Annotated in this window: 9 protein-coding genes and 1 riboswitch; of the genes, 4 read left to right on the plus strand and 5 right to left on the minus strand. The window is 41.0% G+C overall.

Annotated features, from left to right (window positions below; genetic code table 11):
• Window positions 1-163: 163 nt before the first annotated feature.
• From LPB86_RS00830 to LPB86_RS00845, 4 genes are all read right to left on the minus strand, one after another.
• Complete coding sequence (locus LPB86_RS00830) at window positions 164-1,594, minus strand: TolC family protein (RefSeq protein WP_230640566.1); 1,431 nt, start codon at window positions 1,592-1,594, stop codon at window positions 164-166.
• The gene (locus LPB86_RS00835; RefSeq protein WP_230640567.1) at window positions 1,575-4,751 is read right to left on the minus strand and encodes an efflux RND transporter permease subunit; all 3,177 of its coding nucleotides are present in this window, start codon (window positions 4,749-4,751) and stop codon (window positions 1,575-1,577) included. The genes LPB86_RS00830 and LPB86_RS00835 overlap by 20 nt, the downstream gene beginning before the upstream one ends.
• A gap of 31 nt (window positions 4,752-4,782) precedes the next feature.
• On the minus strand, window positions 4,783-5,865 hold the full coding sequence (locus tag LPB86_RS00840) for an efflux RND transporter periplasmic adaptor subunit (protein WP_230640568.1): 1,083 nt from the start codon (window positions 5,863-5,865) through the stop codon (window positions 4,783-4,785).
• 121 nt (window positions 5,866-5,986) lie between these two features.
• Window positions 5,987-6,394, minus strand: a complete 408-nt coding sequence (locus LPB86_RS00845) for a hypothetical protein (RefSeq protein ID WP_230640569.1) — start codon at window positions 6,392-6,394, stop codon at window positions 5,987-5,989.
• 176 nt (window positions 6,395-6,570) lie between these two features.
• On the opposite strand from LPB86_RS00845, the gene murQ reads away from it, so the two are divergent.
• The 3 genes from murQ to LPB86_RS00860 are packed head-to-tail and all read left to right on the plus strand — an operon-like array spanning window position 6,571 to window position 8,762.
• Window positions 6,571-7,389 carry an N-acetylmuramic acid 6-phosphate etherase gene (gene murQ, locus LPB86_RS00850; protein ID WP_230640570.1) on the plus strand — a complete coding sequence of 273 codons (819 nt, stop codon included), beginning with the start codon at window positions 6,571-6,573 and terminating at the stop codon, window positions 7,387-7,389.
• Window positions 7,390-7,392: 3 nt separating this feature from the next.
• Complete coding sequence (locus tag LPB86_RS00855; RefSeq protein ID WP_230640571.1) at window positions 7,393-7,962, plus strand: hypothetical protein; 570 nt, start codon at window positions 7,393-7,395, stop codon at window positions 7,960-7,962.
• Window positions 7,963-8,009: 47 nt separating this feature from the next.
• Entirely contained in the window at window positions 8,010-8,762 is a 753-nt protein-coding gene (locus LPB86_RS00860) for a Bax inhibitor-1/YccA family protein (RefSeq protein WP_230640572.1), read from the plus strand.
• An 89-nt stretch (window positions 8,763-8,851) separates the two neighbouring features.
• Here LPB86_RS00860 and LPB86_RS00865 read toward each other — a convergent pair whose 3' ends face one another.
• Window positions 8,852-10,186, minus strand: a complete 1,335-nt coding sequence (locus LPB86_RS00865) for a S8 family peptidase (protein ID WP_230640573.1) — start codon at window positions 10,184-10,186, stop codon at window positions 8,852-8,854.
• Window positions 10,187-10,453: 267 nt separating this feature from the next.
• Window positions 10,454-10,569: riboswitch (SAM riboswitch) on the plus strand.
• Between the two features lie 116 nt (window positions 10,570-10,685).
• On the opposite strand from LPB86_RS00865, the gene metH reads away from it, so the two are divergent.
• A complete protein-coding gene (gene metH, locus LPB86_RS00870) occupies window positions 10,686-14,348 on the plus strand; it encodes a methionine synthase (protein WP_230640574.1) in 3,663 nt (1,220 codons plus the stop codon).
• Window positions 14,349-14,373 lie beyond the last annotated feature (25 nt).

Here is a 14,373-nt window from a genome sequence, read left to right on the forward strand (position 1 = left end):
AAGGTGTAAAATTATCAAAGTTTACCGAATCCAGGGCATTTAACCTAAACAGAAAAACAAAATGATACCTTTATCTTATTGCCTGTAGGCTACGGCTATGACGAACTGCTTAAACAAAGAAGCAGCTGATCTGCGCTTTAAATACAGATCAGCTGCGTTGATTTTACTTCCAGCCGCCACCAAGTTCCTGGTATACATTAACAGCAGCATTTAGCTGTTTTTGTTTAGTTTCTATGAGTTCCAGCTTAGACTCTAGAGCATCTCTTTGGGTCATCAGTACTTCTAAATAATCGGCCCTGGCCGATTTAAATAAATCATTGGAGATGGCAATTGATTTATTCAGTGCATCAACCTGCTCAGATTTCAAGCTGTAGCTTTTTTCAAGATTGCTGATATTAGACAGTTGCGTAGAAACCTCAAGATAAGCATTAAGTATGGTTCGCTCGTAATTGTACATCGCTTGAAGCTGACGGAGGTTAGCGTTCTTGAACTCTGCTTTAATTCCGCTACGGTTGATGAGCGGGCCCGCCAGGTCTCCGGCAAGTGAATACAGCATAGACTCAGGAAACTTAACCAGGTATGAAGGATTAAATGCCTGGAAGCCAAATGCTGCAGAGATACCAAATGATGGATAAAACTCAGACCTTGCTACTTTAACATCCAGCTTGGCCGCAGCCAACTCCAACTCTGCTTTTTTGATATCCGGACGATTGGCCAGCAATTGAGAAGGAATACCAACACGCACCGCGGCAGGCACCAAGTCTAAAAAGCTGCTGTGATCTCTCGGAATTTCCTGCGGATAACGCGCCAGCAAAAAATTAATCCTGTTTTCTGTTTCCTTGATTTTTTGGTGGATATCAAATTCAAGGCTTTGAGAATTTAACACCTCGGCTTTAAACTTCTGTACCGCAAGCTCTGTAACACGGCTGGCTTCCTTTTGAACCTTTACTACCTCCAAACCATTTTTTTGTAGCTGGATGTTTTGCTTTACTATGGCAAGCTGGTTATCTAAGGCCAGCAATTCATAGTAAGAATTTGCAACCTCGGCAATCAGATTGGTCTGCACAAAGTTTTTTCCTTCAACCGAAGACAAATAGCGGCTTACTGCAGCTTTCTTGGCATTATGGAGCTTTTTCCAAATGTCTACTTCCCAATTGGCATAAAGAGAGGCCGAGTAGTCCATTAAAGGATCAGGTGTTTCTTTGCCCGGAGCAATTTCTGTAGAAGCATCACCCGCACCCTGACTGGTGTACCGGCCTACTTTTTCAACGCCCAGACCAAGCCTTGCCCCAATTGTAGGGCTAATTTGACCTTGCTTTAACTTGATGTCATTTCTGGCCATCTCAATTTCCTGCAAAGTAATCATCAACTCCTGATTGCGGTTTATAGCGGTATCTATCAGGTTAACCAGATTAGGATCTTTAAAAAAAATCTTCCATTCCAGTCCCCCGGTATTGGTACTGTCGGTACTGCCCAAATAAGACTCGGGCGTACGCGTATTTTCTGTTTGCTGCTGAATGGCAGGGATTTTACAACTTGCCATGCCCAGGCTTATGCCTAGCAGGACAATATATTTATATGTGCTGTATTTCATTGTTGTCTATTTCTTCTGTTAAGGGATTTTCCTCTTCATATTTGGTCAGCTTGTATCGCTCGGCAATCTTTCCGAAAATATAATACAAGCCAGGGATGACAAAGACACCGCAAATGGTTCCGATGAGCATACCACCCGCAGCCGCAGTACCAATGGTTCTGTTTCCGATTTTACCTGGTCCGCTGGCAAAAGCAAGCGGCAATAACCCTGCTATAAAAGCAAATGAAGTCATTAAAATAGGCCGGAACCTCGCTTTGGCTCCCTCCATCGCAGCTTCCAGAACTGATTTACCTGATGCATGCCGCTGTATGGCAAACTCCACAATTAGCACAGCATTTTTACCCAGCAGTCCGATAAGCATTACCATGGCAACCTGCGCATAAATGTTATTCTCTAATCCCGTTAATTTCAACAAAAGGAAAGCCCCAAAAATACCGGCTGGCAAAGATAAGACCACAGACAATGGAAGAATAAAACTTTCATATTGGGCCGCTAGAACCAGATATACGAATCCTAAACAGATTAAAAATACCCAAATGGCTTGATTACCCTGCGCAACCTCATCAGCAGAGATCCCTGCCCAATCAATATCATACCCCCGGGGTAGCTTTTTAGCTGCAACTTCCTGGATCACCTTAATGGCTGTACCACTACTATATCCTGGAGCCGCACCCCCACTAATTTCTGTTGAAGTGTACATATTATGTCTCGTAATTTCTGAGAGTCCGTACACCTTTTCTAATTTCATGAAGGCCGAATAAGGCACCATTTCATCATGATCATTCTTTACATACAGCTTTAAAATATCATCAGGTTGCGCACGATATTCAGGAGCCGCCTGAACGATAACTTTGTAATTAATTCCGTACTTAATGAAACTGATTTCGTAATTGCTGCCCACAAGCGTCGACAAGGTATTCATTGCATTTTCGATGGAAATACCCTTCTGTTGCGCCAAATCATTGTCTACTTTCATCATGTACTGCGGAAAGCTGGCACTAAAGAAGCTAAAAACGTTAGATAACTCCGGCCGCTTATTTAACTCTTCTACAAAATCTTTGTTGACCGCTTCCAGCTTTTTGAAGTCATTTGTCCCTGTTTTATCCAGCAACCTAAGTTCAAATCCTCCCGCTGCTCCATATCCTGGTACTGCAGGCGGTTGGAAAAACTCAATGTTTGCTCCAGGAATATCTTTTGATTTTTCCTCCAGTTCTGTCATAATCTCCTGTACAGATTGTTTACGGTCGTTCCAATCTTCCAAATTAATTAAACAAGTACCCGCATTAGAGCCGGTACCCTCCGTCAAAATTTCATAACCTGCTAAAGAAGAAACCGATTTTACGCCCTCCACATGTTCGGCTATTTTCTGCAATTTCTCGGCAATATCATTTGTTCTCTCCAGAGATGAACCCGGCGGCGTTTGAATAATGGCGTAGAACATACCCTGATCTTCATTTGGAATAAAGCCGGAAGGGACTGTACTGCTAATTAACCATGTACCCGCACAAAAACCCAGTAGTACAAGGATGGTAACAACTCTTCTATTCACAATTTTACCCAATACATGCTGATATTTGCCTTGTGCCAGATTAAACGTGTTGTTAAAACTATCTATAAATCTATTTGCAAGTGTCTTCTTTTTAGGCTTGCCATGGTTATTCTTTAACATCATTGCGCAAAGCGCAGGGGTTAATGTTAAAGCTACAATACCTGAAAGGATAATGGCTGTTGCCATGGTAATTGAAAACTGTCGGTAAAAGACCCCTACTGGGCCAGACATGAAAGCAACCGGAATAAATACCGCAGCCATTAAAAAGGTAATGGCTATAATAGCCCCCGCAATTTCGTGCATCGCCTTTTTAGTCGCTTTAAACGGCGAAAGATGTTCTTCCTCCATTTTGGCATGAACCGCTTCAATAACCACAATGGCATCATCTACCACAACCCCAATAGCCAGAACGAGCGCAAATAGCGTAATTAAGTTGAGTGAAATATCGAAGAATTGCATGAACACGAAAGTCCCGACCAGTGATACAGGAACTGCTATTGCCGGAATAATAGTAGAACGCCAGTCGCCCAGGAATAAAAATACCACTAAGCCCACTAAAATGAAGGCTTCTATTAATGTATGAATTACTTTTTCAATAGAAGCATCTAAGAATTTAGATACATCATACGAGATTTCATAATTCATTCCTTTCGGAAAGGAGCGCTTAATCTTCTCGAGCTTGGCTTTTACATCTTCAATAACCTGGTTGGCATTACTTCCGAATGACTGCTTTAATACAATAGCTGCCGATGGCTTACCATTTAAGTTGGAATAGATGTCATACATTGAACTGCCGAACTCAACTTTGGCAATATCCTTTAACCGTAAGAGTTCACCATTACTATTTGACCTCACCACAATATTTTCATACTGCTCTTTGGTGGTAAATCGTCCGGAATACTTCAATACATATTCAAATGCCTGAGAGCGTTTACCCGAACTCTCTCCTGTTTTACCAGGTGAAGCTTCTAAACTCTGACTGGATAAAGCTTCCATGACCTCATCAGCAGATATCTTATAAGCCAACATCCGATCCGGCTTTAACCAAATCCTCATCGCGTATTCGCGTGTTCCTAATATATCTCCAGATCCAACGCCATTTACCCTCTTCAATTCGGACAGCACGTTGATATCCGCATAATTGTATAAAAACTTCATGTCGGTATTTTTATCCGTACTATAAAGGTTTACATACATGAGCATACTTGGCACTTCCCGGGTAATTTTTACCCCTTCACGCACCACCAATGGAGGTAATTTATTGGTAACCGAAGCCACACGGTTTTGAACATTAATTGCAGCCTGATTGGGGTCGGTTCCCAGGTTAAATACCACCTGAATACTTGCTTCACCATCATTTCCTGCATCAGAAGTCATATATTTCATTCCCGGAACACCATTTAAGGCTCTTTCTAAAGGAATAACTACCGATTTAATCATAAGCTCTCCATTTGATCCAGGATAATCTGCCGTAACATTTACCATTGGAGGAGAGATGGAAGGAAACTGGGTAATCGGCAAATTCATCACCGATAACACCCCTAAAAAGACAATCACCAGCGATATTACTATCGACAGCACAGGTCTTTGAATGAATTTATTAAACATTGTTATATTCTTTTAATGATTAATCAAAAACCTATTCTGCTTTTAAGCGCAAATGATTCAATACCGATTCAGGAGATTCAAACTCAAATTGAATTTTATCATTCTCTTTTACTTTCTGTACACCTTCAAATAAAATTTTATCCTGTGCAGTAAGCCCGCTACTTACCACATATAAATCGGGTATTTCTCCGGTAATGGTGATCTCTTGTGAATGCACCTTATTGTTTTTATCTACAATAAAAACATACTTCTTGTCCTGAATCTCGTAGGTTGCTTTTTGCGGAATTACAATCGCATTTTTCAAAGGAACCAACATCTGGATCTTCCCTGTTTCACCATTTCTAAGTAATTTTCCTGTATTGGCAAACCTGGCCCTAAAAGCGATATTCCCTGTTTCACTGTTAAACTCACTTTCAATAACCTCTACGTTTCCTTTGTATTTAAAAACATCGCCATTGGCCAGAAGTAAATCAACTTTATTTTCGGCGCGGTCTTTTATATCCGTTTGATATTGGAGATATTCCGGCTCAGACACATTAAAATAAGCAAACATCTGGCTGTTGTCAGAAAGGCTGGTGAGCAACTCCCCTTCATCTATAAGGCTTCCTAACTTTAAGGGAATCCGGTCAATTGTACCATCAAAGGGCGCCCTGATTTCGGTAAATCCTAAATGAAGTTTAGCCAATGCAACTTCTGCCTTTGCAGCCTGGAGTTTAGCCTGTGCTACTGCTTGTTCATTTTTGGAAACGATATTTTTATCCGCCAGGGTTTTTGCATTTTGAAATTCAATTTCAGCAGATTTCTCTTCGGCCTGGGCTTTAAGCAATTCAGCCTCATACATTTTTGGCATGATCCGGAACAATACCTGACCAGCTTTAACAGCCTGACCTTCGTCAACATAGATGTTTTGTAAAAACCCTTTTTCCTGGGCACGGATTTCAATGTTTCTAACCGATTTAATCTGGGAAACATATTCTTTGGTAAATGAAGTATCAATTTTTACAGGAGTAGTAACAGTATACTTCTCCACTTCTTCTTTTTCTTCTTTTTTAGATGTACAGCCGATATGGCACAAAAGCGCACATAAGCCGGCGAGCATTGCAATTCTCTTCACGATATTAAGTTTTTTATTAAGCTATTTCGATAATCTGGAATGTAAAATTCCCTGGAATTAAAAATCACATCAGTTTAGGGGCTGACCTGCACGATCGTACCTTAAGCTGATAATGTTTTTATCATAGCCTTAAAACTCTTTGAAGAAGATAGGTGTAAGTAGATGTGTAAGAAAAATGCCTGCAAATAGGCAGGTGATTGCAGGAGCTATTGTGTAGCTCAATTAAAAGGGAGGGATCATTTAGCGCCAGATAAGCTTTACTGATCAGCACAGATTTCCTGCTAAAAACCGGTTCGTCTTCGCTATCGTCAACGTTGAGCAGGTCTTCCTTTTTATCACTAAGAATTTCGTGTTTGATAACTGGATAGCCTTTAGAAAGGTAGCCGAGATTAAATTGCTGTGTGCTTTCTGAGCTGCGCAAAGGAGGGCTAGAGATTTTTGCATTAGTATGGCCTCCCGCATACACAGGTCCTGAACCCTTCAATAAGAAGGAAAACAGCGAAAGCACCAAAATAAATACAAATCTCATATCCGCCTCAAAAATAAGATAAGCCCTCATAGGTAGTATGGCCTTAACATATTTTAACAGTCAAATTTTTGTAAATAGTTGACCAGTGGCTTTTGCTGTTGTTAACATCCTCAATTATTCGTCTATTTATTTCCAGTTCAGGAAGAATTTAACGATTTTTATCCAAAATAAATAATATGATCCGAGTTACCGAGCAGGAATCCAGATATAACAATATCGATGAAATGTCTTTCGCAGAGATTCTACAGCACATTAATGAAGAGGATAAAACCGTGCCTCTTGCCGTGGAGCGGTCTCTTCCACAAATAGAAAAGCTCGCTTCGGCTGTTACTGAGCGAATGAAAAATGGCGGAAGGCTATTTTATATTGGCGCAGGCACCAGCGGCAGACTAGGTGTTGTAGATGCTTCGGAATGCCCACCTACTTTTGGTGTTCCTTTTGATGAGGTTGTAGGCATTATTGCTGGCGGCGATAAAGCTATCCGCAGAGCAGTTGAGAATGCAGAGGATGATGCAGTTCAAGCCTGGGTTGACTTAAAGGAATTTAACATCAATGCTAAAGACTGTCTGGTTGGATTAGCCGCCTCGGGCACTACACCTTACGTAATTGGCGGTCTAAATACTGCACGCAAAAACGGTGTCTTAACAGGCTGTATTGTTTGTAATGAAGGTGGACCAATTGCTGAGGAAAGTGATTATCCCGTAGAGGTGGTGGTTGGTCCAGAATTTTTAACTGGTTCTACACGAATGAAATCCGGAACGGCACAAAAGCTTGTTTTAAACATGCTGAGCACCACGGTAATGATTAAACTTGGAAAAGTTAAAGGCAATAAAATGGTGGATATGCAGTTAACAAATCATAAACTGGTAGACCGCGGTACGCAAATGGTAATGGATGAACTGAAGCTGGGTTATGATGCTTCTGCAGATTTACTATTGCGCCACGGAAGTGTACGGAAAGCCGTAGAGGCCGGAAAAAAACTGATATCTCAATAAATTATGCATGAAATAGAACCATATTATCAATGGCGCGATGATTATATTGCTGCAGAAGATGATCGTTCGCCTTTTTACGAGACGGAGTATTCGGAGTTTTATTTTGACAAGCAACTCTATAATTTCTTAATTCATCCGCAGTGGGATGATTTTGGATCCAACACCATGTATTTAAAGGTACTTTTTGTTGATTATGACAGAAATTACACCATTATAGAATTAATTGGCGAATGGAACGATGCCATTAACAATGACATCATGCTCATGAAAAGGGAAATCCTGGAACTGATGATGAATGAAGGCATCAACAAGTTTATCCTGATCGGAGAAAATGTGCTAAACTTTCATTCCTCTGAAGACAGTTACTACGAGGAGTGGTTTCAGGAAGTAGAAGATGGGTGGATCTGCGGCGTTAATTTTAATGAGCATGTGATTCAGGAGTTTAGGAATAGCAATATTGACTATTACATTAACTTTGGAGGCGAACTTGACGAAATGGCATGGCGCACACTCAAACCATTACAGATTTTCAAGAAAGCAGAGGAAATTCTGACAAAAAGACTTGGGGCATAACATTTGTATAACACTAATCATTAACCCTTAAAATAAACAATAACAAAATGGACAATAACAATAATTACAACTGGTCACAAGACTCTGTTTTTGTACAGAACCAAACAGGCGGAGTTGCAAAGAAATTTTTCGCGAATGTGTTTTTATGGATGTTTGTAGCGCTAAGCTTATCAACATTAGCAGCACTATACATTTCATCATCTAAAGAAGCCGTAAGTCAGCTTATCAACTTTGAGACAGGACAAAGAACTGTGCTTGGTTATATTGCCATGTTTGCACCTCTGGGTTTGGTGCTAATTATGGGGTCTGGATTTAGTCGTCTTTCCTATGGTGCTTTACTGGGTGTTTTTGTGCTCTTCTCCATACTGCTTGGTGTTAGTCTAAGTTTTATTTTCTTAATCTATACTTCTGGCTCTATCGTAGCTTGTTTTGGAGCGGCAGCAGGCATCTTCGGAATTATGGCTGTTTTAGGCTATACTACAGATGTTGATTTAACTAAGTTTGGCCCTATCCTTATGGTTGGTGTTGCAGGCTTATTTATTGCCAGTCTGGTGAACTTATTTATTGGTAGCAGTACCTTAAGCTACGTAATGAGTTTTATTGGTGTTGCTGTATTTACTGCACTTACCGCTTACGACGTTCAGAAATTGAAAAACATCGGGCAAGGCCTGGAAGCTGACGGTGAACAAATTCTTGCTGCTGATGCTAAGAAATTAGCGATCATGGGCGCATTAAATCTATATCTTGATTTTATCAACATCTTCTTATTCCTGTTAAGGATTTTTGGAGGAAGAAAATAAAACATTCTGGTATAAAAAAAGACGGCTGATCATAAATGACCAGCTGTCTTTTTTTGAATTCAGTAATCGTTGTTCAGACTCTGCTGGAACTATTTCCCTTTAGAAATCTGATCTGCCAATATCAATGCATCATAGGCATTAACAATTCCACCTGTTCTGCAAAGCGCTGTCATAGCTACCTTTTTACCACCTGATTTTGGTTTAGTAACCGGAATAGTGATTTTAGTTACCGATTGCTCGATGATGTATTTTAATTGTTTAGCTGTTAAATCAGGATAATAACCTTTAATCAAAGCGGCCAATCCCGCCACTACAGGCGTAGCCATACTTGTTCCAGACATTGGTCTGTATTTGTTATCAGGAACCGTGGCATAAATACCTACACCAGGAGCAAACACATCTACGGTTTGGTCGCCGTAGTTGCTAAATGGCGCAACCAATCCTGCCTCAGTAGCGCCACTTGCACCTACAGTAATCATATTGGGTGCTCTTTTGCCACCTTTCATAAAAAATGGAGTTGGATAATGCGGGATACTATCTACATCAGCACCATCATTTCCGGCAGCATTGATTAGTAACACACCTTTTTTATCCGCGTATTTAATAGCTTCCTCTACCAGTTCACGTTCCGGAGATACCCTTTTCCCAAAACTCATATTGATAATTTGTGCGCCATTATCTACGGCATAGCGAATGCCAAGGGCCACGTCTTTATCATACTCGTCGCCATTTGGCACCACACGAACACCCATCAACTTTACATTATCTGCTATACCGTCCATTCCTTTACCATTGCCGCGTGTAGCACCAATAATACCACCTACGTGGGTTCCATGGAAATAAGGATCTCCAATTAGGTTTGAATTTCCGTAAAAACGGTCTTTCTTATTGAAATAATCATCTTTTACTTGTTTACCTCTATAGTCAACTGGTGCAACGCTGTCTGCCTTTGTTAGTAAGCTTTTACTTACTACCCATGAGCGGTAATGTTGCAGATCTTTTTTCTTTACTTGTTTTTCATCCGTAATACCAGCAAACTGGGCTTTATACATATGATATACACGTTGATATTCTACACTGGCAGCAGTAACCTGTCCATTTGGGCCTCCTAAGAAATTCCAACCCAGAGCATCACCTTTGTAGCCATTGCCATCTAAATCTTTATCACCACCCAATACTTCTTTTGGGTTGCGCCATAAATTTGCCTTTAAATCTTCATGTAGAGTATCAATACCGCCATCCAATACACACACTACCACTGGTTTTGGTGTTTTTCCTTTTAATAGCTTATCATAAGCTTTAATTACGCCGATACCATATACATTATCTGCATCTTTTGAGAGCATGTGCCAGTTTTGCGGTGCCTGTTGCGCAAAGCCTAAAGCCGGTAGCAAGCACATCACCATTGCAATTGTTTTTTTCATTTTTTTGTGTTTCAGTTTTTTTGTGCAACCTACACATATTTGCTTTTATTTTAAAATCAGGCTGGCAACTATGTTTTTTCTATTGGCCTTTTTTACCCTCAAGCGCGGTCTGTTCTGGTCTTAAATAACTAATTTTTGTACACCCCAATATAGCGCTCTGGAAAAATTTAATTTTAAAACACGGTTCCTTTGTTTCATCAAATACAATTTTATATGGTAAAAACGCTAATTTCTTGGAATTGAGTTTTCTTTGTTGCATTTTTGTACTGCTTATAGAGAAAGACGGAGGGATTAGACCCTGCGAAGTCTTAGCAACCTGTGCTTACAAGGTGCTACATTCTACCGGAATACGCTTTTAAACAGCAACCCCCGAAAGATAAGTTGAGTTCATCACAGCCTGAATTCCGAATAAGCTTTGCACGTAATGAGTTCGGCACTTGTTTTGGCTTTAGCCACTATCAAAAATAGCTCATCACCTGCTCATATTATTGTTTTATTAATGAACATTAGAGAAGAATTAGAGAAAAGAATACTAATTATCGATGGTGCGATGGGTACCATGATCCAGCGTTATACACTTAGCGAGGAAGACTTTCGCGGTGAACGTTTTAAAGACCACCCCTGCGATGTTAAAGGTAATAATGATTTACTAAACCTTACCCGTCCCGACATCATTAAAGAGATTCATACCGAATACCTAAAGGCTGGCGCTGACATCATCGAAACCAATACTTTTAGTACGCAGCGCATTTCACTTGCAGATTACCAGATGGAAACACTGGATTATGAGATGAGTTTTGAAGGCGCCAAAATTGCTAAAGAAGCGGCAGCCGCCTTTATGCAGGCCAATCCTGAGCGTAAATGTTTCGTTGCTGGTGCTGTTGGGCCTACCAATAGAACACTTTCCATTTCGCCGGATGTAAATGATCCTGGCTACCGGGCATTGACTTTTGATGAACTGGTAGATGCGTACGATGCCCAGGTAAGGGGACTGGTTGATGGAGGGTCAGACTTACTGATGATCGAAACCATCTTTGATACCTTAAATGCCAAAGCAGCTATTTTTTCTATCAAAAAATACGAAGAGGTCATTGGCAGAAAGATAGAAATCATGATTTCCGGAACCATTACCGATGCTTCTGGAAGAACGCTTTCCGGACAAACGGTTGAAGCTTTTTTAAACTCTGTTATCCATGCAAATCCGTTAAGCATTGGTTTCAATTGTGCACTGGGTGCTAAAGAAATGAGGCCACACATTGAAGAACTTGCTGCAAAAGCAGGATGTTATGTCTCCGCTTATCCAAATGCAGGTTTACCGAATGAGTTTGGGGCTTATGACGAGATGCCTCATGAAACGGCTCATTTTGTAGAGGACTTTATAGCACACGGATTTGTAAATATTGTTGGTGGCTGTTGTGGTACCACACCAGATCATATTGGCTGTATTGCCGCTAAAGCTAAAAGTGTAGCACCGAGAAAAATCCCTGTTATTGAACCTTATTTGCGCTTAAGTGGTCTAGAACCTGTAACCATTACTCCAGAAAGCATTTTCGTTAATATTGGCGAACGGACCAATATCACAGGCTCACCAAAGTTCTCTAAACTGATTCTGAGTGGGGATTTTGAGGCGGCATTAACCGTAGCACGCCAGCAAGTAGAAGGTGGTGCACAGGTGATTGACGTGAACATGGATGAGGGTATGATCGATTCAGAAGCAGCTATGACTAAATTTCTGAACCTGATTGCCTCAGAACCGGACATCTCAAAGTTGCCTATTATGGTTGACTCTTCTAAATGGACGGTGATTGAAGCCGGACTAAAATGCTTGCAGGGCAAAGGAATTGTCAACTCCATTTCTCTAAAAGAAGGCGAAGATAAATTTAGAGAGAGTGCCAGAAAAATCATGGTATACGGTGCTGCCGTAGTTGTAATGGCCTTTGATGAACATGGACAGGCGGATAATTTTGAAAGAAGAAAAGAGATCTGTAAAAGGTCTTACGATATACTGGTAGATGAAATTGGCTTTCCTTCTGAAGACATCATTTTTGACCCTAACATTCTTACCGTAGCTACCGGACTAGAGGAACATAACAATTATGCAGTAGATTTCATCAACGCAACCCGCTGGATCAAAGAAAACCTACCCCATGCTAAAGTTAGTGGAGGTGTATCTAACATTTCCTTCTCTTTTAGAGGGAACAATACGGTACGTGAGGCGATGCACTCTGCTTTTCTATACCATGCTATACGTGCTGGTTTAGATATGGGGATTGTAAATGCCGGAATGCTGGAAGTCTATCAGGAAATTCCACCAGAATTGTTAGAACGTGTAGAGGATGTGTTATTGAACCGCCGGGATGATGCCACAGAAAGATTGGTAGAATTTGCAGAAACCATTAAATCAAAGGGTAAAGAGATTGTTCGTGACGAAGAATGGCGTAAAGAATCGGTAGAGTCTCGCCTTTCGCACGCGCTGGTAAAAGGGATCATCGAATACCTGGACAATGATGTAGAAGAAGCCAGGCAAAAATATGCCAGACCAATCCAGGTCATTGAAGGTCCGCTAATGGACGGAATGAACATTGTAGGTGACTTATTTGGCGCCGGAAAAATGTTCCTGCCACAGGTAGTTAAATCTGCGAGGGTAATGAAAAAAGCAGTAGCTTATTTGTTGCCTTTTATTGAACAGGAAAAACTCGACAATCCAGATCAGGATCAAAACTCTTCTGCGGGAAAAGTACTGATGGCCACTGTAAAAGGTGATGTTCATGACATCGGTAAAAACATTGTAGGTGTAGTATTGGCCTGTAATAACTTTGAAATTGTTGACATGGGCGTAATGGTACCTGCACAGGAGATCATTAAAAAAGCCAGGGAAATTAATGCAGATATCATTGGCTTGAGCGGACTGATTACGCCCTCATTGGATGAAATGGTACATTTTGCAAAAGAAATGGAGCGTGAAGGTTTTACCATTCCGTTGATTATTGGCGGCGCTACTACTTCCAGAATTCATGCAGCTGTTAAGGTTGCACCCAATTACTCCGGCCCGGCCATACATGTACTAGATGCTTCAAGAAGTGTAACCGTATGTAGTACATTAATGAACAAAGATACCCGTGATGACTATATCAACGGCATCAGGGCAGAATATGATAAAGCACGTGAAGCACATTTAAACAAACGTTCAGACAAACGATTCAAATCGATTGAAGAGGCACGTACTAACAACTTTAAAATTGACACCAGCCTGGTTGCTCCGGCCCCGGCCTTTACAGGAACCCGGATTTTCGAAAACTACCCGTTAGAAGAACTGGTACCTTATATAGACTGGACCCCATTTTTTCATACCTGGGAATTGCGTGGCAGTTACCCAAGGATACTTGAAGATAAAGTGGTAGGCGACGAAGCGAAAAAGCTTTTTAAGGATGCCCAGGTATTGCTTAAAAGAATTGTAGATGAAAAGCTCCTTACTGCAAAAGCAGTAATCGGTTTCTGGCCTGCACAAGCTTCCGGAGATGACATTGTACTCAATGTTGACGGTGAAGAAGTAGTTATCCATACTTTGCGTCAGCAGGCAGAGAAAGCAGAAGGCCAGCCTTACTATGCGCTATCTGATTTTATAGCCCAGCAAGATAGTGGTATACCTGATTATTTTGGTGGTTTCGCCTTGACAACAGGTTTGGGCTGCGATGAGCTGGTCGCAGAATTTGAAGCAAATTACGACGACTATAACAGCATTATGGCCAAAGCCCTGGCAGATCGTTTAGCGGAGGCTTTTGCCGAAAGGATGCATGAATTGGTGCGTAAAGAATACTGGGGTTATGCTAAAGATGAACACTTGAGCAATGAAGACTTAATTAAAGAAGAGTATGCTGGTATCAGGCCCGCTCCTGGTTATCCTGCATGCCCGGAACACACAGAAAAAGGAACGCTCTTCGAATTGCTGGATGCTGAAGCTAAAATTGGACTTAGACTTACAGAAAGTTATGCGATGTACCCTACCGCAGCGGTAAGTGGCTTTTACTTTGCACACCCACAATCCAGGTATTTTGGTTTAGGTAAAATTACCAAAGACCAGATTGAGGATTACGCGCTAAGAAAAAGCATGTCTGTTGAAGAGGTGGAAAGATGGCTTAGCCCTAACCTTGCCTATTCATAAATTAATCATTTCAGAAATTAGCATT

It is taken from the genome of Pedobacter sp. MC2016-14 (genome assembly GCF_020991475.1).
Classification (GTDB): Bacteria; Bacteroidota; Bacteroidia; order Sphingobacteriales; family Sphingobacteriaceae; genus Pedobacter.

Excerpts from the sequence above, each read along its gene's own strand:
- metH (WP_230640574.1), top strand. The coding sequence starts at position 10,686 with ATGAACATTAGAGAAGAATTAGAGAAAAGAATACTAATTATCGATGGT.
- LPB86_RS00855 (WP_230640571.1), top strand. The coding sequence starts at position 7,393 with ATGCATGAAATAGAACCATATTATCAATGGCGCGATGATTATATTGCT.
- LPB86_RS00845 (WP_230640569.1), bottom strand. The coding sequence starts at position 6,394 with ATGAGATTTGTATTTATTTTGGTGCTTTCGCTGTTTTCCTTCTTATTG.
- LPB86_RS00860 (WP_230640572.1), top strand. The coding sequence starts at position 8,010 with ATGGACAATAACAATAATTACAACTGGTCACAAGACTCTGTTTTTGTA.
- LPB86_RS00865 (WP_230640573.1), bottom strand. The coding sequence starts at position 10,186 with ATGAAAAAAACAATTGCAATGGTGATGTGCTTGCTACCGGCTTTAGGC.
- LPB86_RS00835 (WP_230640567.1), bottom strand. The coding sequence starts at position 4,751 with ATGTTTAATAAATTCATTCAAAGACCTGTGCTGTCGATAGTAATATCG.
- LPB86_RS00830 (WP_230640566.1), bottom strand. The coding sequence starts at position 1,594 with ATGAAATACAGCACATATAAATATATTGTCCTGCTAGGCATAAGCCTG.
- murQ (WP_230640570.1), top strand. The coding sequence starts at position 6,571 with ATGATCCGAGTTACCGAGCAGGAATCCAGATATAACAATATCGATGAA.